This window comes from Kitasatospora sp. NPDC093806 (assembly GCF_040683335.1).
In the GTDB taxonomy this organism is placed as follows: domain Bacteria; phylum Actinomycetota; class Actinomycetes; order Streptomycetales; family Streptomycetaceae; genus Kitasatospora.
The window spans coordinates 1-18277 of record NZ_JBFBDO010000006.1; the positions used below are offsets into that span (position 1 = coordinate 1).

Sequence of the window (18277 nt, forward strand, 5' to 3'; positions counted from 1 at the left end):
GCTCGGTGGCCGTGGCGGCCGGCGTCGGCGTCGCGGCCGGCGTCGGCGCCGGAACCGTGCCCGGCAGGCTGTCGCCCACCGTCACGCCTCCCGCAGCGCCGCCCGCGCCGCGGCCCCCGCGCCGACCACCCCGGCCGCCCCGGCCGCCCCGGCTCCGGCCACCCCCGAGGCCAAGCCGGATGCCAAGCCCGCCGAGCGCGAGCTGGTGAAGGTCGGCTCCGGTGACCAGCAGGTCGGCTTCGGCTGGCTGGGCAAGCTGCCGAAGCCGAAGCTGGAGGGCAGCAAGGCGACGTACGTCGACGCCCGCCCCGGCGTCGACCTCGTGCTCCAGGCGACCCGGACCGGCTTCGAGCAGTTCCTGATCGTGAAGAACCGTTCCGCCGTCGCGCAGACCGGCACGATCACGATCCCGCTCGACACCACCGGCCTGAACGTCGTCCCGCAGCAGGACGGCTCGATCCAGCTGGTCGACAAGGGCACCAACAAGCCGGCCGTCACGATCCCCGCCCCCGTGATGTGGGACGCGGCGGTCGACGAGGCCTCGGGCGAGCACCTCAACCGGGCGCCGGTGACCATGCAGGTGCGCGGTCAGGGCGCGGACACCGAGCTGGTGTTCACCCCGGACGCGGCGCTGCTGGCCGACCCGAAGACGCAGTTCCCGGTGACGATCGACCCCGCGGTCAACGTCGAGGCGAACTTCGACACCTATGTGCAGACCAACGAGAACACCGACAACTCCTCCTCCACGGAGTTGAAGCTGGGGACGTACAACGGCGGCGCCGTCAAGGCCCGTTCGTTCATCCACTTCCCCGGTGGTGACTTCAACGGCAAGCAGATCCTGGACTCCAAGCTCTACCTGGCGAACTTCCACTCGTCCTCCTGCCTGCAGAAGCAGTGGGAGGTCTGGTCCGCCCAGTACGCCGACCGGGGCAACCGCTGGGGCAACCAGCCGGGTCTGATCAACCGCTACGCGGTCTCCAGCGAGACCCGGGACATCCCGAACGACGGCGACACCCATGACTGCCTGGGCCCCGGCAACACCTACTGGGTGCAGGCCGACGTCACCACCCTGGTGCGGGAATGGTCCGGCATGGGCGCGAGCACGTACGCGCTGGGCCTGAAGGCGGTCGACGAGAACGACTCCTACACCTGGAAGCGGTTCGAGTCGTCCGAGGGCGACCACCCGCCGTTCCTGTCGATCACCTACAACACCGTGCCGACCACGCCGGCGACGGTCGAGATCCAGCCGTCCCAGCCGGGCAACCCGAAGTACACCTCGGACGCCAACCCGCGCTTCCTGGCGCAGGCCGCGGACGTCGACGGTGACACGGTGAAGGTCTACTTCGACCTGTGGCGCGGCGGCACCTTCCTCGGCAGCATCCCGAAGGACACCCCGAACGGCGCGGTCGCGTCCGTCCGGGCGTCCGACTTCGGCATCGCCAAGCTCGACGAGGGCGTGCAGTACTCCATCTCCACCGTGCTGGACGACGGCAAGTCCCGCTCCAACTGGGTCACCACGCAGTTCGTGGTCGACACGGTGAAGCCGGGCGCGCCGTTCGTCACCTCCGCCGACTACCCGTCGGACGGGCTGTGGCACGGCGCCGCCAACAAGGCCGGCTCGTTCACCTTCACCCCGGCCGCCGGCACCGACGACCTGACCGCCTACGTCTACACGCTGGACGGCGGCACCCCGGTCACGGTCAACGCCACCGCCGCGCTGACCACCTCGATCACCCCGACCACCGAGGGCCGGCGCGTGCTCAGCGTGCAGGCCAAGGACCGTGCGGGGAACCTCTCCCCGCCCGCGACCTACACCTTCCAGGTCGGCCAGGCCGGTCTGAGCTCGCCGGTCAACGGCAGCCAGTCCGCCAAGCGCGTCAAGCTGGCCGTCGACGCCCAGGCGCAGTTCAAGCGCGTCGTCTACGAGTACCGCCGCGGCCCCGGCGCCACCGAGTACACGGTGCCCCGGGCCAACCTCACCAAGGCCGACAACACGGCCGTCACCGAGGACAAGCCGCTCCTCTCCGACCTCGGCCCGCACGCCAACTGGACCGTCATCGACACGCTCGGCAACGTCGGCGGCGTCGTCCAGGTCCGCGCCAAGCTGTTCCCCGAGGACGGCTCGGGCGCCGGCTACGCGACCGTCTGGAACACCATCACCGTCGACCGCAACGCGGACGGCGCGGCCGGCGCCCAGGTCGGCCCCGGCTCCGTCAACCTGCTGACCGGTGACTACTCCACCGACGTCACCGACGCCAACGAGTTCGGCATGTCGGTGGCCCGCACCACCTCCTCGCGCGACCTCGGCCGCGGCTGGCAGCCGCAGGGCGAGCGCCTGAGCGCCAACCAGCGCCAGGTGAGCACCGACCTGACCGGCTTCACCGCCGGCCCGGCCGAGCTCTCCCGCTCCACCGTCCGCGGTCACGACAGCTCCACCGACTCGCTGCTGGTCAAGCCCACCAGCGGCACGGACACCTACGCCGCCCTCGGCCCGGAGTACACCCTCGGCCAGGGCATGCAGCCCGGCAAGACCTACCGGCTGACCGGCTGGATCTACGTCCCCGGCGCGACCGGCCTGGACAACCCGGTGCCCAACCGCGGTCTGCGCCTGGTCGGCGTCTACCGCACCCCGGCCGGCTACGGCGAGACCGCCTCGCCGAAGGCCGCGTTCACCGACGGCTGGCAGCAGCTGACCGTCGACATGGTCGTCCCGAAGGACGCCACCGAGGCCTGGTTCCGCCTCTACAACGGCAACGCCGGCGGCAGCGGCAAGGAGGTCTTCTTCGACGACCTGTCGCTGAAGGAGATCGTCGCCCCGTTCGGTCCGCAGTGGGCCGGCGGCCCCGACGCGGGCCCCGGTTCGGACTACCGCTCGCTGTCGTTCCCGCAGTCCGACCTGGTCGAGATCAAGGGCAACGACGACACCTCGCTGACCTTCGCCAAGGGCACCGACGGCACCTTCTTCCCGGAGCCGGGCGCCGAGTCGCTCGCGCTGAAGGCCGTCCCGGCCACCGCGGGCGCGATCGTGCTGTCCACCTCCGGCCAGTGCCTGGAGGTGCCGAACGGCGCCGCGGGCAACGGCGCCGGGCTGCAGCCCGCGCCCTGCACCGGCGCGACCAACCAGCAGTGGACCCGCGGTGACGACCAGTCGCTGCGGCTGATGGGCTACTGCCTGGACAACCCGTGGGGCCAGGTCGACAACGGCACCCGGATGATGCTCTGGGGCTGCAACGGCGGGGACAACCAGCAGTGGGAGGTCCGCACCGACGGCATGGTGGTGAACCGCCACTCGGGCAAGTGCCTGGACGCCGACAAGGGCGGCTCGGTCTGGGTCTGCTGGGCCGGCCCGAACCAGCTCTGGAACGTGCAGACCAACGGCACCACCTACGAGCTGTCCGAGCTGGACGGTTCGAAGACCGTCTTCGCCCGCCAGGCCGGTTCGAACATCTACCAGGTGGTCAGCGACAGCGGCCCCGAGGCGGCTTCCGCCACCCGGTACCAGTACGACACCGCTGACGGCCGCTCGCTGGTCAAGCGCGTCATCCCGCCGGTCGAGCCCGGCGTCGACGACGTGAACCACTGCTCGGTCGACCCGCTGCCGCGCGGCTGCGAGGTCATGGAGTACGAGTACGCCAAGGGCCTCACCGCCACGGCCACCACGCCCGGCGACTACCCGGACCGGGTGAAGGCCGTCAAGGTCTGGTCGTGGAACCCGGCCACCTCCAAGCAGGAGGCCGTCGAGGTCACCCACTACGCGTACGACGACAAGGGCCGGATCGCCCAGGTCTGGGACCCGCGTCTGGCGCAGCCGCTGAAGACCACCTACGGCTACGACGCGGACGGCCGGGTCACCCAGGTCGGCTCCGCCGGTGAGCTGCCGTGGAGCTTCGACTACGGCAAGGCCGCGGCCGACCAGGACCCGGGGCGCCTGCTGAAGGTCCGCCGCGCGGCCCTGGCCCAGGGCAGCAAGGACCAGGTCAGCGGCGAGGTCGCGACCAACGTGGTCTACGACGTGCCGCTCACCACCGGTGCCGGGGGTCCGTACGACCTGTCCGGCGAGGACGTGAAGACGTGGGCGCAGCTGGACGCGCCCACCGACGCCACGGCCGTGTTCGGTCCGGAGGACGACCCGGGCACCAACACCGCCACGGCGGCCAAGCCCGGCCAGGCCGGTTACAAGGCGGCCGCGGTCCACTACCTCAACGCCTCCGGCAACGAGGTCAACACGGCCAGCCCGTCCGTCACCCCCGGCGGTGACATCGACACCACCGAGTACGACCGCTACGGCCACGCCGTGCGGAGCGTGCAGGCCACCAACCGGGCCATCGCGCTCGGGACCCACCCCGAGTGGGACCGGTTCACGGCCGAACTGGGCCTGCCCCAGATCCCGGCCGAGCTGCTCGCGGCGAACCTGACCGACGAGCAGAAGAAGCTCAAGGCCGAGATCACCAAGTCCCGGGCCCGGCTGCTGGACTCGCGCACCACCTACAGCGCGGACGGCATCGACGTCACCGAGACGCTCGGCCCGGTCTACCGTGCCTCGCTCTCCGAGCAGGTCAACGGGCAGAGCACCCCGGTCACCGTCACGGCGGAGGCCGAGAAGCTGCCGCAGCTCGGCGCCACCGCGCCGGTCCAGATCGACAACAACTGCTGCGGTCTCATCTGGTCCGGCGGCGCCCACCTGGGCGTGCGCGCCACGGCGGCCGGTGCGTACGACGTCATGCGCGTCAGCGTGCCGGAGGAGGGCTACTACCAGCTCTCCGGCCAGCTGACCAAGAACAGCGACCACGGCATCGTGCAGTTCGCGATCGACGGCCAGAACCTCGGCCAGCCGATCGACACCTACTCCGCCGACCCGGTCGTCGCCCCGTACGCGACCGGCACGGAGATCCGCCTGGCACGCGGTGACCACGAGCTGAAGCTCACCATCACCGGCACCAACACGGCCAGCTCCGGCGAGCGTTTCCACGCCGGCCTGGACACGGTCACCCTGACCAAGACCACGGTCAACCCGACCCTGGCCGCCGGTACTTCGGTTGTCGCCCGGGACCACAACACCAGCACCTACGACGAGGGCAAGCCTGACGGCCAGGCGTACCACCTGGTCACCACCAGCACCGATGGCGCCCGGATCGACGGGTACGCCGACGATGTCGAGCTGCGCGTCACCAAGAGGGGCTACGACGCTCCGATCGGGGGCACCCTTGGCTGGACACTGAAGACCCCGACCTCGGTCACCACGGACGCGCTCGGCGCCAAGCTGACGGCCACCGTCAAGTTCTCTGCTCACGGAAAGGCGCTGGAGTCCCGCAAGCCGGGCTCCACCGGTACCGACGCCGGGACGGTGAAGTCGGTGTTCTACACCGCCGGAGTCAACCCGGACGACGCCCAGTGCGCCAACCGTCCCGAGTGGGCTGGTCTGCCCTGCGTCACGATGCCGGGCGGTGCGATCACAGGGGCGGTTGCGGTGCCGACGCCGACCACCCTGCCTGTGAAGCGGGTCACCCGCTACTCGCCGTTCAACGAGCCGGAGGAGACCACCGAGACCAACGCGGGCAAGTCCCGCAAGACCGTCACCACCTACGACGGCGCGGACCGGATCCTGTCCACCGAGATCACCTCGGACGAGGGCAAGCCGCTTCCGAAGGTCACCACCGAGTACGACCCGGCTACCGGCGACATCGTGAAGACGACCGCGGGTGGCAAGTCCCTGGTGCGTGTCCTTGATCAGCTGGGCAGGCTCACCTCCTACACGGACGCCGACGGCTCCACCACGACCTCGGAGTTCGACAGGTTCGGCAAGCCGGTCAAGGTCAGCGACCCGACCGGGTCCACCACCTACACCTACGACCGCGCGAAGGAGCCGCGCGGGCTGGTCACCTCGATCAACGACAGCGTGGCCGGTGAGTTCACGGCGAAGTACGGCCCGGACGGCCAGCTCGTTGAGCAGACCTACCCCGGCGGCATCGTCCGCAAGGACACCACGAACGCCGTTGGCGAGGCCACCAGCCGCACCTACACCCGTGCCAGCGACAACAAGGTGATCTGGGCGCAGACCGCCGACATCTCGACCCAGGGCCAGGTGGCCAAGGACACCAGCTCCACCGCCACCCGCTCGTACCAGTACGACCGGCTCGGCCGGCTGGTGAAGGCCGAGCAGTCCACGGTCGCCACCGGCTGCGTCACCCGGCAGTACGCCTTCGACGACCACTCCAACCGGCTGTCCAAGCAGACCTCCCCGCGCGGGGCGTCCGGCGAGTGCAGCACGGCCGGGGCCACGGCGGAGAACCACACCTACGACAGCGCCGACCGTCTCACCGACGCGGGTTTCACCTACGACGCCTTCGGGCGGACGGTGAAGACCGCGACCGGCGCGACCAACACCTACTGGGCGAACGACCGCGTCGCCGCCCAGGAGAAGGGGGACACCAAGCAGGAGTGGGCCGTCGACGCCGCCCACCGCCTGACCGCGTTCACCACGAGCAAGAAGCAGGCGGACGGTTCCTGGGCCGGCGCCTCCTCGAAGCTGAACCACTACGGTGACGACTCCGACGAGGTCCGCTGGACCGTTGAGGACACCACGCAGGGCACCCTGACCCGCAACGTCTCGGGTCCGGACACCGACCTGGTGGCCACCACCACGAAGACCGGTGACGTCCAGCTTCAGCTGACCAACTTGTTCGGCTCGGTGGTCGTCACCACCGACACCGCGCTGACCAAGCCGGTGGTGCTGGACTTCGACGAGTTCGGCATCCCGCAGGACGGCCAGGCCGGCGTCCGGTACGGCTGGCTGGGCGGCAAGCAGCGCTCCGCCGAGGCGCAGGACGGCGACATCCTGATGGGTGCCCGCCTCTACAGCCCGGCCCTGGGCCGCTTCCTGCAGATCGACCCGGTGCCCGGCGGCAACGCCAGCGCCTACGACTACTGCACCGGCGACCCGGTCAACTGCACCGACCTCGACGGCAACTGGGGCATGCCCAAGTGGCTGAAGAAGACGGTCGAGGTGGTGGCCAAGGTTGCTGAGGTCGCGTCCAACATCCCCGGCCCGATCGGCGCGGTTGCGGCGGTCGTTTCCTCGGTGTCCTACGCGGCCACCGGCAACTGGGAGAAGGCCGCCGAGATGGCCGTCGTGGCGGTGGCCGCCACCGTCGGCGCGGGCCCGGTCGTCAAGGCTGCGGTTACGACGGTCAAGGCCGTGCGGGCGTCCTCACGCGTCCAGCGTGCCGCGTCCGTTGCCAGGACGGCGTATCAGCGTACGGCTACAGTCGCGAAACGCGTGTTCAAGCGGTGTAATTCGTTCGCGCCGGAGACGCGGGTTCTCATGGCCGACGGAACCTATCGGGCGATTTCCGAAATCGCTGTCGGAGACGTGGTTCTGGCGACCGATCCGGAAACGGGCGTCTCGTCCGTTGAACCGGTTCTGAACGTCATCGTCGGATATGGCGTGAAGCATCTGGTCCGGGTCTCCACCGAGGACTCGGTCGGCGATTCGGGCGTGGTAGCCACGGCTGGGCACCCGTTCTGGGTCATGGGACGCGGTTGGGTGGACGCGGGTGACGTCGAGGTCGGCGACCGACTCGTTTCGGACGACGGCGCCTCGCACGTCGTGGATTCCGTCGTGGACTACGGCGACACGGCGGACCGGATCGTCTTTAACCTCAACGTCGGAAATGTGCACACCTACACGGTCGACGCCGACGGTGTCGACGTTGTTGTGCACAACAAGTCGGACCGCTGTGAAATCGGCGGCGACAGCCCGGTCGGGACCATCGTCTCCCAGCGCGGCGTCCGGGTCTGGATCAACTCGAACGACCATGCGCCGCTGCACGCGCACGTGGAGGGGCACGGCCCGAAGGCGAAGATCGGAAAGAACGGGAAGCCGATCAACGGTTCGCCCGAACTCTCCAAGCGTCAGGCCGAGGTAGTCAATGCGAACAAGAGCAAGATCCGAACCAGGATGCGGAAGTATTTCAAGTGGTGGCTCAAGGCGAATCCGAAGGGAGTCTCCTAGTATCGGTTAGTTTCTGATGGGTCACCCGGGTGCGCGCGGGTAGCGTAAGATCTGTAACCCGCTACGCGCCCGGGTGATCGGCCGCACAACATGGAACTGGAGGACAGGCCGAGTGATCAGTGCTGGTGATATCGAATGGCTTGCTTCGATCTCCGGCCAGGGCCAGGTGGATCCGGCATGGGACGAGGACGAGCACGTTCGATACGGCCTGTATGTCCGCTCGCTGAAGGATTCCGAAGCGGACGTAGAGGATCGGGTCGTGGAGATCGTTCTGCGCGACCCGGATCGAACAATGGCGCAGGCGGCCCTGGTCGATCACGTCGACCGACTTGCCCTGGAAATTCGTGAGCTCGAATCCTTCTGTCGCCGGGTCGACCGGGTAGGGGAGCAGGCCGGGGAGCTGGCGTTCCTTCGGCAGCGAATTCGTGAATGGATTCTGGCCAAGACCTCCGCTGTTGACCCTGATTCGGTTATCGAAGATGTCCTTGGTTCGTCGCACTGGTTGCAGCGGGGCCTGGCGGACAGCTCGGAATCAGTGGTCCTGCTGGAGGCTCTGGCGGAACGTGGTCTGACGCGGAAGATCAAGAACCGCGCCAGAGACCGAGCGCGGCAGCTCGGGAAATAGCGGACCGACCGGGAATGCCGATGCCGGGGTGAGTGGCTTCTCACCCCGGCATCGGCGTTTTCTCACGCCAGGCGGGCGCCGCCGTCGACGTGGAGGACGGTGCCGGTGACGAAGGGGCTGGTCATGGCGAAGTGGACGGCGCGGACCAGGTCGTCGGTGGTGCCGGTGCGGCGGGCGGGGTTGCGGTCGGCGACGGAGCGGAGGAAGGGGGTCTTGTCGGCGCCCATCCGGTCCCAGGCGCCAGAGTCGACGATGCCGGGGGAGACGGCGTTGACACGGACCGGGGCGATCTCGACGGCGAGGGCCTGGATGAGGAAGGCGAGGGCGCCGTTGGTGGTGGCCATGACGGTGCGGGCGGGGGCGGGGCGCCAGGCGGCGACGCCGGAGAAGAAGGTGAAGGAGGCGCCGTCGGGGGTGTCGGTGGCGGCGTTGGGGGCGAGGTGCTTGGCGAGCAGCAGCGGGCCGTAGACCTTGGCGGCGAACGCGCGGTGGACGTCGGCGAGTTGGAGTTCGGCGAGCGGGCCGTTGGCGGGCATGGCGGCGGTGGAGACCAGGTGGTCGAAGCGGCCGGTGGCGGCGGCGAGGGCGGCGATGGAGTCCTCGTCGGCGAGGTCGACCGGGACGACCTTGGCGGGGCCGGTCAGTTCGCCGGCGGTCCACTCCAGCTTGCGCGGGTCGGGGCCGGCCAGGATGAGCTCGGCTCCGGCGGCGGAGGCGGCGTGGGCGAGGGCGCGGCCGGTGTTGGAGCCGGCGCCGACGATGACGACGCGGCGGGAAGCGAGGGGGAGAGCGGGGAGAGTGGTGTCGGAGGTCATGGGGTAAGGCTCCGCTGACCTGGGGTGATGCGTCCAAGGCTTGTTTTCTCCGGAAGCCATAAACTCTCTGCATGGCCACTCTCCGACAGTTCGAGTACCTGGTGACCGTCGTCGACACCGGTTCCTTCACCCGCGCCGCCGAGCTGCTGCACGTCACCCAGCCGGCGCTCTCGCACCAGGTGCGGGCGCTGGAGAAGGCGGTCGGCGGGGCGCTGCTGGAGCGGCTGCCGCGGGCGGTGCGGCTGACACCGATGGGGCGGGCGGTGCTGCCGCACGCGCGGGCGGCGCTCGCGGACGCCGAGCGGCTGCGGGCGGTGGCCCGGCAGGCGGCCGGACTGTCCGGCGGGGAGCTGGAGTTGGCGACGGTCTACTCGGTCGGCCTGGGCATCCTGCCGCCGGTGCTGCGGGCCTGGCGGCGGGCGCATCCGGGGGTGCGGATCCGGCTGCGCGAGTTCGCGCACAACGAGGAGCTGCGGGCGGCGATGGCGGCCGGGCAGGCGGACGTCGCGGTGGGGGCGCCGCCGGCGGACTGGGAGGGGCCGATCCGGGAGCTGGGGGTGGAGGAGTTCGTGCTGGCCCTCCCGCCGGAGGAGGAAGCGGCAGCGGGCAAGGTGCCGCTGGCGGCGCTGGCGGAGCGGGACTGGGTGCACTACGCGCCCGGCAACGGCCTCGCCGACCTCCTCGACGCGGCCTGCGCGGAGGCCGGGTTCCGGCCGCGGGTGGCGGTGCGGACGGAGCAGACGGCGGCGGCGCCGCTGCTGGCGGCGGCCGGGCTGGGCGTGGCCCTGGTGCCGGCGAACATCGTGCCGGTGGCGTTCGACGGCCTGGTGCGCCGGCCCGAGCCGCCGGTGCGCCGGGCGCTGGCGGCGTACACCCGGACCAGGCCGGACCCGTTGACGGCGGCCTTCGTCGAGTTGCTGGCCCGGCAGGCCTGTCTGTTGCCGCAGCATGTGACGGAGCTCTTGTCTTGACTGCTCCCCCGTCTGAAGGCGGGGGACTCCGCGTTCGTCTGGGGGATTCCTGACTCGGGTTGCATGGCCGCCACTGCGGGTGGCCGTGTCTTACGCCCTCAACGTCAGCCGGGTGCCAGTCCAGCCCGGACGAGCATCACGCGGGCGGAGTTCTTGTCCCTCGGGGAGGCGACTCCGCACGCGGTGCACGCGTACGTTCGCTCGGAGAGCGGTAGGCGGTGCTTGGCTCTCGCCCCGCAGTGTGCGCAGTCCATCGTGGTGTGCGCGGGGTGGACAAGGTGGACGGCACGACCGTGCTTGTGGCCCATCTCGATCAGGGCGCGCTTGGTTGCGCCGATCGCCGCGTCAGCGGCCTTTCGGGCCATGGTCGTCTTGGCAAGAAAGCGCGGCTTGAAGTCCTCGACGGCGAGAGCGTCATGGTCCCGGACGACGGCCTTCGCCCACTTGCGGGCGGTGTCCTGTCGCTGGTCGGCGACCTTTCGGTACGCCTTGGCGCGCAGCCGCTTGGCCTGCTTGTAGCCGTTGCTGGCGGCCTTGCCCTTGGGCGGCCGGCGTCGGGCCATCATCCGGTCGTACCGGGTCAGCTTGGCCTGCGCCTTCCCGCCGTGCGCGTGGTGCGGTAGGTCGTGGGTGTCGCTGGTGGTGGTCGCGATTTCCTTCACGCCCCAGTCGATGCCGATCACACGGCCGGTCGCGGGCAGTGGCTCAACCGTGGCGGTCACCACGAACGACGCCCACCAGTGTCCGACGGCGTCGCGGTACACCCGTACCGAGGACGGGGTGCAGGGAAGGCCACGCGACCACACCACCGTCAGCACGATCCCCCCGGCGAGGCACAGCCGACCGTCCTTGATCCGGAAACCGTGGCGCGTGTAGTTCAGGCTGGGAAGTGTTTCACGCTTCTTCTTCGCATTCGGCATCCCCGCACGCTGCCTGACAGGCAACTTCGCCTTGATGTCCGTCAGCGCCTTCGTGCGGGACTTGGCGAAGTCCCGGACGACCTGCTGCTGCGGAACCGAGGCTCCTTCGCGCAGCCACGACATCGCGCCGCGCGCTGCGGTCAGCATCCTGTCGAGCTGCGCCGGGCCGCATGTCGTCTTCTCGCCGGTCACCCAGTTGTGGTGGTGGACCTTGCGGGACACGTGCACGCACTCGTTCCACACCCACCGACACCGGGACCATTCCGCGTCGAGCAGCGCGAGCGCGCTGGACGACACACGCAGGCGGTAGGTGTACCGGGCGTGCCCGGGAACCTCGTTCGCCGTCTGCTTCAGTGCCGTCATAGTGTCACCCTGTCGCTGCCCTTGACGGATGGATCACGAAACCCCATCACACTACGGCTCCCCACCGACACCCACGCATGGCTGCCGCACAGGCTGAGCACAAGCGGCGGTCTCTCGACCCACAGAACATTCACCTGCTCAAGGTCGCTCGCAGGTCTGCACCCCCGAGATGCCGTACCGCCTCGACGCGGTACGGCTACCCCTGACCCACTGCGCGGGAGCCGGATTCCTCCCCCGGCTGACGCGAAGGCGTCCTCCGGTCTCTCGATGATCTCTACAGTGCTGTAGATTCGTCGACAGGGAGAGCAATCGAGGAGGGCAATCGTGGGAGTTTCGCTGGCCAAGGGCGGCAACGTCTCGCTGAGCAAGGAGGCGCCGGGTCTGACCGCCGTCATCATCGGACTCGGCTGGGACGTGCGCACCACCACCGGCGCCGACTACGACCTGGACGCGAGCGCGCTGCTCTGCAACGCGTTCGGCAAGGTGGTCTCGGACCAGCACTTCGTCTTCTTCAACAACCTGAGCAGCCCCGAGGGTTCGGTCGAGCACAGCGGCGACAACCTGACCGGCGGCGGTGACGGCGACGACGAGCAGATCAAGGTCGACCTGGGCGCCGTGCCGGCCGAGGTGGCCAAGGTGGTCTTCCCGGTGTCGATCTACGACGCCGACGCGCGGTTCCAGAACTTCGGCCAGGTCCGCAACGCCTTCATCCGGGTCGTCAACCAGGCCAACGGTCAGGAGATCGCCCGCTACGACCTCACCGAGGACGCCTCCACCGAGACCGCGATGGTCTTCGGCGAGCTGTACCGCAACGGTGCCGAGTGGAAGTTCCGCGCGATCGGCCAGGGCTACGCCTCCGGCCTGCGCGGCATCGCCACCGACTACGGCGTGAACGTCTGAGCGGGTCGACCGTTCTGACGGGTCAACCGTCGTGAGGTGACGGCGGGTTCGGAGTCCGGTCGAGTGCCAGGCCGCCGAACCCGCCGGTGCCGGCCAGCTGGTCGCGCCACCACTCGGCCATCCCGGCCTCGTCGATGGCCGTCCAGTCCGGCGCCCGGGTGACCTGCGCCCGGCCGAGCCGGCGGCCGAGTTCCACCAACGCCCGCCCCACCGCGCCGCGTTCGCGGTCGTAGACGGGTAGCAGCTCGTCGATGCCGGCCGCCGCGCGCCAGGCCTCCTCGAAGGCGCAGGCGTCCTGGAGCGCCTTGGCGGCGCCGCTGGTGTTGTGCGGGCGGACCAGGGTCGCGGCGTCCCCGGCGAGCAGCAGGCGGCCGGCGGTGCGGCGCGGGGTTTCGAGGTCGTGGATCGGCTGGAGCAGGATCCGCTCGACCGGCGTCAGGTTGACCACCCCGGCCCAGTAGGGCGGCAGCATGCGTTCGGCGAGTTCGGCCAGGTCGTCCAGGTGAGCGGGGTCGAGCGAGCCGGCCGGGATGCCGTTGGGGTCGGCGGAGCCGCTGTCGGCCGGGAGCAGCCAGTCGGGCGCGGCCGCGTAGAAGACCCAGTTCACCAGCGTGCGGTCGGGCGTCAGGCCGGGGATGCGGTAGAGCACGACCTGGCCGCCGGGGTAGCAGACGGTGATGACCTCGTCCTCGGGCCACCGGGCGGCGCCGCCGGGGAGGCGGTCGAGCAGCCGGGCGTCGAAGCTGCCGCGCCAGGCGACGTAGCCCGCGTACTCGGGCCGGGCGTCGGGGCAGACGGCGGCGCGCACCACCGACCGGTGGCCGTCCGCGCCGACCACCAGGTCGTACGGCTCGCGGCCGTCGGCGGCGGTCTCCACCCAGGCCGGTTCGGGCGATGCGACGGAACCGCCGCCGCCGACCGCCGTGACGGACGTCCCCGTGCGGAACTCCACCCGCTCCGGGGTGCGTTCGCGCAGGCCCTGCCAGAGCACGCCCCAGTGGAACGAGTGCATCCGCATCGGCTGCACCCAGAGCGCCCGGCCGCGCGGGGCGCCGCGCGAGGGGCCGTCCGGCTCCAGGGCCACCCAGTGCCGGGTGGTGAGCGGGTGGTGGCGGATGCCGTCGTCGAGGTGTCCGGCCCGGACCAGCTCCGCGTACCGGTCCACCACGATGCACAGGCCCACGCCGCGGTCCTCCAGCCGCCCGGGACTGCGTTCCAGCACGGTGACCCGCTCGGCCCCGCCCCGGGCCGCGGCCCGCGCGAAGGCGCATCCGGCGATGCTGCCGCCGACCACGGCGACCGATCCACCCCGCACGGCCGTTCCCCTTCTGCCTCATCCAGCACGTTCGTCCGCCGACTCACGTCGTTCCGTCGACCATACGCCGTGTGCTGACGATCCGTCAGTGCAAACCGGGGGATTTTTGTCATGTCTATGCCTCAAAGGGCATCCCGGGCGGCTTGTGCAACTGGTTGCATAAGCGTCCGAGCCTCCCCTACCGTGGAGTAACCAACCGTGGAGCAACCACAGGCCGCCACCAGGAGAACCCGCCGATGACCAGCACCCCGCCGCCGCCCTACCCGCACCTGCTGCGCCCGCTCGACCTCGGCTTCACCACCCTCCCCAACCGCGTGATCATGGGCTCCATGCACGTCGGCCTGGAGGAGGCCCCCGGCGGCTTCGACCGGATGGCCGCCTTCTACGCCGAACGCGCCCGCGGCGGCGTCGGCCTCATCGTCACCGGCGGCATCGCCCCCAACGAGGCCGGCCGCCCCTGGGACGGCGGCAGCATGCTCACCACCGAGGAGGAGGCCGACAAGCACCGCGTCGTCACCGACGCCGTGCACGCCGCCGGCGGCCGGATAGCCCTGCAGATCCTGCACTTCGGCCGCTACGCCTACCACCCCGGCCTGGTCGCCCCCAGCGCCGTCCAGGCCCCGATCAGCCCGTTCCCGCCGCGCGCCCTCGGCGCCGACGAGGTCGAGCAGACCATCGAGGACTTCGCCCGCTGCGCCGCCCTCGCCCGGCGGGCCGGCTACGACGGCGTCGAGATCATGGGCTCCGAGGGCTACCTGATCAACGAGTTCATCGCCGCCGCCACCAACCACCGCGAGGACGAGTGGGGCGGCCCCTACGAGAACCGGATGCGCTTCCCGGTCGAGATCGTCCGCCGGGTCCGCGAGCGGGTCGGCCCCGACTTCATCCTCGTCTACCGCCTCTCCATGCTCGACCTCGTCCCCGGCGGCTCCACCCTCGACGAGGTGATCCGGCTCGCCAAGGCCGTCGAGGAGGCCGGCGCCACCATCATCAACACCGGCATCGGCTGGCACGAGGCCCGGATCCCGACCATCGCCACCTCCGTGCCGCGCGGCGCCTACGCCTGGGTGACCAAGAAGGTCATGGGCTCGGTCTCCGTCCCGCTGGTCACCACCAACCGCATCAACACCCCCGAACTCGCCGAACAGCTGCTCGCCGACGGCTACGCCGACCTCGTCTCGCTCGCCCGCCCGCTGCTCGCCGACGCCGACTTCGTCGCCAAGGCCGCCGCCGGCCGCCCCGAGGCCGTCAACACCTGCATCGGCTGCAACCAGGCCTGCCTCGACCACACCTTCAGCGGGAAGATCACCTCCTGCCTGGTCAACCCGCGCGCCTGCCACGAGACCGAACTCGTCCTCGCGCCCACCCGGCTGCGCAAGCGGATCGGCGTCGTCGGCGCCGGCCCGGCCGGTCTCGCCTTCGCCGTCACCGCCGCCGAACGCGGCCACGCCGTCACCCTGTTCGACGCGGCCGACACCATCGGCGGCCAGCTCGACATCGCCCGCCGCATCCCCGGCAAAGAGGAGTTCGCCGAGACCCTGCGCTACTACCGCCACCAGCTCGACACCCACGGCGTCGAACTGCGGCTCGGAGCCTGGGTGGACGCGGCCGCGCTCGCCGCCGAGGGCTTTGACGAGGTGGTCCTCGCCACCGGCGTCACCCCGCGCACCCCCACCCCCGCCGACCTGCCGGGCGTCGACCACCCCAGCGTGCTCGGCTACCTCGACGTGCTGCGCGACGGCGCGGCGGTCGGCGAACGCGTCGCGATCCTCGGCGCCGGCGGCATCGGCTTCGACGTCGCCGAGTTCCTCACCGACGCGGGCGACGGCGCCGGCCTCGACCCCGCCGTCCACCGGCGCCACTGGGGCATCGACCCGGAGTACCGCGACCGCGGCGGCCTCACCCCGCCCGAGCGGCCCGAGCCCCCGCGCCGCGTCCACCTGCTCCAGCGCCGGACCACCAAGGTCGGCGCCGGCCTCGGCAAGACCACCGGCTGGATCCACCGCACCGAACTCAAGCACCGCGGCGTCACCATGGTCGCCGGCGCGCGGTACGACCGGATCGACGACGCCGGCCTGCACTTCACCGTCGACGGCGAACCGCAGCTGCTGCCCGTCGACACCGTCGTGCTCTGCACCGGCCAGGAGCCGCGCCGCGACCTCGACGCCGCGCTGCGTGCCCTCGGCCTCACCCCGCACCTCATCGGCGGCGCCGACCAGGCCGCCGAACTCGACGCCAAGCGCGCCATCAAGCAGGGCACCGAGCTGGCCGCCGCGCTCTGATCGGGCCGATCCGGCCGGGGGGAACGGTGTGCGGCGGCGCCTAGGATCGACCCATGTCGCTGCCGCACGCCATCCTCACCGCCCTGCTGGAGAAGCCGTCCTCCGGGCTGGAGCTGACCCGGCGGTTCGACAAGTCGATCGGCTTCTTCTGGTCCGCCACCCACCAGCAGATCTACCGCGAACTGGGCCGGCTGGAGACCTCCGGGCTGATCCGGGCGCTCCCGCAGGCCGGCCCGGTGCGCGGGCAGAAGAAGGAGTGGGAGGTGCTGCCGGCCGGGTGGGGCGAACTGGCGCGGTGGACGGCCGCCGGGGACGACCCCAAGACCATCCGCGAACCGCTGCTGCTGCGGCTGCGCGCGGCCGCCGTGGTCGGCACCGCCGGGCTGGACGCCGAACTGCGCCGGCACCTCGCCCTGCACCGGGCGCAGCTGGCCGCCTACCGGGAGATCGAGCACAAGGACTTCCCGCCGGAGAACGGCGATGGGGGCGACCCGCTCCAGCACGCCGTGCTGCGGGCCGGGATCGGGCTGGAGGCCTTCTGGGTGCAGTGGCTCGCCGAGACCCTGGACGCGCTGCCGCCCGCCCCTTCAGACCACGCCTGACCTGCGGGAACGCCCGCCGGGCGGGCGGGCCTCGGGGGCCGGTGGGACACTGGACGCCTGTCCCTGCCCGACTCTCGACCGGGGGCCCGTATGTCCTTCCCGAGGCCTCTCCTCGCCCTCACCGCCGCCGCCGTGCTGGCCCTCGGCCTCTCCGGCGCAGCGCTCCCACCCGCGCTCGCACCCGGGGCCGCGCCTGCCGTGGTCCGGACGACGGCCGCCCAGCTGCCCACCGACGAGCAGCTCAAGGCCGCCCTGCTCACCGCCGCCGAACTCGGCCCGGACTTCACCGAGGCCGTGCTGAGCGAAAGCCCCTCCCCGGGCGGCGGCGCGTCCCCGGTCGCCGGCTGCGACGCCCTGCGCGCCCTGCTCAACCGCAACACGGCCCGCGGCCCGGTCACCACCCCGCACCAGGAAGCCGAGTTCGACGGCCCGAACGGCAACCCGATGGTCACCGAGTCGCTCACCGCGGAGGAACCGGCCCGGCTGACCGGCGACTTCAAGACCGTCTCCGACGCGTTCGCCGACTGCCGCAGCATCACCTTCAACGACGACACCGGCACCAGCGTGACCTTCACCGTCACCCCGGTCGCCCTCGGCGACCGCCAGGGCGCCCCCGCCGTCCGCCTCGACGGCGCCATCGACGGCATCCGGCTGAACGGCTACCTCGGCGTCGAACGCCTCGGCGACGTCGCCCTCGCGTTCGGGTTCTTCCAGCGCGACTCCGACTCCTCGCAGCTCGCCTCGCTCTACTACCGCGCCGCCGTCGCCAAGGCCGAACGCACCCTCGGCGCCCCGGCCGGCTCCACCACCGCGCCCACCGCGCCCGTCAACACCGTCTGAGCGCCTCGCGGCCCGGGGGAGCGCCCCCGGGCCGCGAACGCGACGGACCGTCAGCCGTTGGCCGCGAGGTTCCGCCAGAGCTGGCCGGCGGCGGCGGTGCACGGCTGCTGCCGCACCTCACGCCGGCTGCCCGACGGCATGCCCGCGTCGTCGATGCACAGACCGGTCACCTTGTTCTTGATGGTGGCCCCCGCGTCGTACCAGGTGAACTCCCAGCGCTGCCCCTGGCTGTAGTTGCAGGTGCGCTGGACGATGGTGGCGCCCGCCTCCATGCCCGTCGGCTCCAGACACATGCCGGAGTGCATCACCCGCATGTCGGTGGTCGGGTCGCCGAGGTAGGTGTCCGTCTGGATCTTCTGGTTCCCGGCCACCTTGCAGCTGAACTGCTGGAGCAGCGCGTCGTAGTGCACGTCGGCACCCCGGATGTCGAGGCACTTGCCGGTGGCCACGTTGGCCCACCGGTGCTGCGTCGGGAGGGCCTCGGCCGGAGCGGCCAGCAGGGTCGTCGCGGAGAGCGCCGCCGCGCCGGCGATGACGCCGGTGCGCGCGGCGAACCGGCCGGTGGATCGCGTGAACCGCAGGAATCGCATGATCGTGGTTCCCCTCACCTCGTGACCGGGGCACCGGACGGTG

Annotated in this window: 11 protein-coding genes; 7 read left to right on the forward strand and 4 right to left on the reverse strand. The window is 71.1% G+C overall.

All coding sequences use genetic code 11. From position 1 onward, the window contains the following. Nucleotides 1-205: 205 nt before the first annotated feature. Together AB0N76_RS06015 and AB0N76_RS06020 are read left to right on the forward strand one after the other, a co-directional pair. Nucleotides 206-8011 (forward strand): ricin-type beta-trefoil lectin domain protein, encoded by a 7806-nt coding sequence (locus AB0N76_RS06015; protein WP_363553604.1) that lies wholly within the window; start codon nucleotides 206-208, stop codon nucleotides 8009-8011. Nucleotides 8012-8123: 112 nt separating this feature from the next. Further along, nucleotides 8124-8636, forward strand: a complete 513-nt coding sequence (locus tag AB0N76_RS06020) for a hypothetical protein (protein ID WP_363553606.1) — start codon at nucleotides 8124-8126, stop codon at nucleotides 8634-8636. 62 nt (nucleotides 8637-8698) lie between these two features. Here the strand turns inward: AB0N76_RS06020 and AB0N76_RS06025 are convergent, their stop codons facing one another. Beyond that, a complete protein-coding gene (locus tag AB0N76_RS06025; RefSeq protein ID WP_363553608.1) occupies nucleotides 8699-9451 on the reverse strand; it encodes an SDR family oxidoreductase in 753 nt (250 codons plus the stop codon). A 71-nt stretch (nucleotides 9452-9522) separates the two neighbouring features. Here AB0N76_RS06025 and AB0N76_RS06030 point away from each other — a divergent pair, with 71 nt between their 5' ends. Further along, nucleotides 9523-10422, forward strand: coding sequence for a LysR family transcriptional regulator (locus tag AB0N76_RS06030; RefSeq protein ID WP_363553610.1), 900 nt, complete (start codon nucleotides 9523-9525; stop codon nucleotides 10420-10422). Nucleotides 10423-10526: 104 nt separating this feature from the next. Here the strand turns inward: AB0N76_RS06030 and AB0N76_RS06035 are convergent, their stop codons facing one another. Continuing rightward, nucleotides 10527-11705 (reverse strand): transposase, encoded by a 1179-nt coding sequence (locus AB0N76_RS06035; protein WP_363553612.1) that lies wholly within the window; start codon nucleotides 11703-11705, stop codon nucleotides 10527-10529. A gap of 324 nt (nucleotides 11706-12029) precedes the next feature. Here AB0N76_RS06035 and AB0N76_RS06040 point away from each other — a divergent pair, with 324 nt between their 5' ends. Then, complete coding sequence (locus tag AB0N76_RS06040; RefSeq protein WP_363553614.1) at nucleotides 12030-12605, forward strand: TerD family protein; 576 nt, start codon at nucleotides 12030-12032, stop codon at nucleotides 12603-12605. Between the two features lie 22 nt (nucleotides 12606-12627). On the opposite strand, the gene AB0N76_RS06045 is transcribed toward AB0N76_RS06040, so the two are convergent. Then, nucleotides 12628-13920 (reverse strand): FAD-dependent monooxygenase, encoded by a 1293-nt coding sequence (locus AB0N76_RS06045; RefSeq protein ID WP_363553616.1) that lies wholly within the window; start codon nucleotides 13918-13920, stop codon nucleotides 12628-12630. Between the two features lie 236 nt (nucleotides 13921-14156). Between AB0N76_RS06045 and AB0N76_RS06050 the strand changes: the two genes are divergently transcribed. The 3 genes from AB0N76_RS06050 to AB0N76_RS06060 all read left to right on the forward strand — a co-directional run bounded on the left by AB0N76_RS06050 (nucleotide 14157) and on the right by AB0N76_RS06060 (nucleotide 17644). Further along, on the forward strand, nucleotides 14157-16202 hold the full coding sequence (locus AB0N76_RS06050) for an NADPH-dependent 2,4-dienoyl-CoA reductase (RefSeq protein WP_363553618.1): 2046 nt from the start codon (nucleotides 14157-14159) through the stop codon (nucleotides 16200-16202). Nucleotides 16203-16255: 53 nt separating this feature from the next. Then, on the forward strand, nucleotides 16256-16804 hold the full coding sequence (locus tag AB0N76_RS06055; protein ID WP_363553620.1) for a PadR family transcriptional regulator: 549 nt from the start codon (nucleotides 16256-16258) through the stop codon (nucleotides 16802-16804). Nucleotides 16805-16894: 90 nt separating this feature from the next. Beyond that, complete coding sequence (locus AB0N76_RS06060; protein WP_363553622.1) at nucleotides 16895-17644, forward strand: hypothetical protein; 750 nt, start codon at nucleotides 16895-16897, stop codon at nucleotides 17642-17644. A 50-nt stretch (nucleotides 17645-17694) separates the two neighbouring features. Here AB0N76_RS06060 and AB0N76_RS06065 read toward each other — a convergent pair whose 3' ends face one another. Then, nucleotides 17695-18234 carry an RICIN domain-containing protein gene (locus AB0N76_RS06065; RefSeq protein ID WP_363553624.1) on the reverse strand — a complete coding sequence of 180 codons (540 nt, stop codon included), beginning with the start codon at nucleotides 18232-18234 and terminating at the stop codon, nucleotides 17695-17697. Between the last annotated feature and the right edge of the window lie 43 nt (nucleotides 18235-18277).

Bases quoted from the DNA above. Each gene is read 5' to 3' on its own strand.
- AB0N76_RS06060 (WP_363553622.1), top strand. From the start codon at position 16,895: ATGTCCTTCCCGAGGCCTCTCCTCGCCCTCACCGCCGCCGCCGTGCTG.
- AB0N76_RS06025 (WP_363553608.1), bottom strand. From the start codon at position 9,451: ATGACCTCCGACACCACTCTCCCCGCTCTCCCCCTCGCTTCCCGCCGC.
- AB0N76_RS06035 (WP_363553612.1), bottom strand. From the start codon at position 11,705: ATGACGGCACTGAAGCAGACGGCGAACGAGGTTCCCGGGCACGCCCGG.
- AB0N76_RS06050 (WP_363553618.1), top strand. From the start codon at position 14,157: ATGACCAGCACCCCGCCGCCGCCCTACCCGCACCTGCTGCGCCCGCTC.
- AB0N76_RS06030 (WP_363553610.1), top strand. From the start codon at position 9,523: ATGGCCACTCTCCGACAGTTCGAGTACCTGGTGACCGTCGTCGACACC.
- AB0N76_RS06065 (WP_363553624.1), bottom strand. From the start codon at position 18,234: ATGCGATTCCTGCGGTTCACGCGATCCACCGGCCGGTTCGCCGCGCGC.
- AB0N76_RS06055 (WP_363553620.1), top strand. From the start codon at position 16,256: ATGTCGCTGCCGCACGCCATCCTCACCGCCCTGCTGGAGAAGCCGTCC.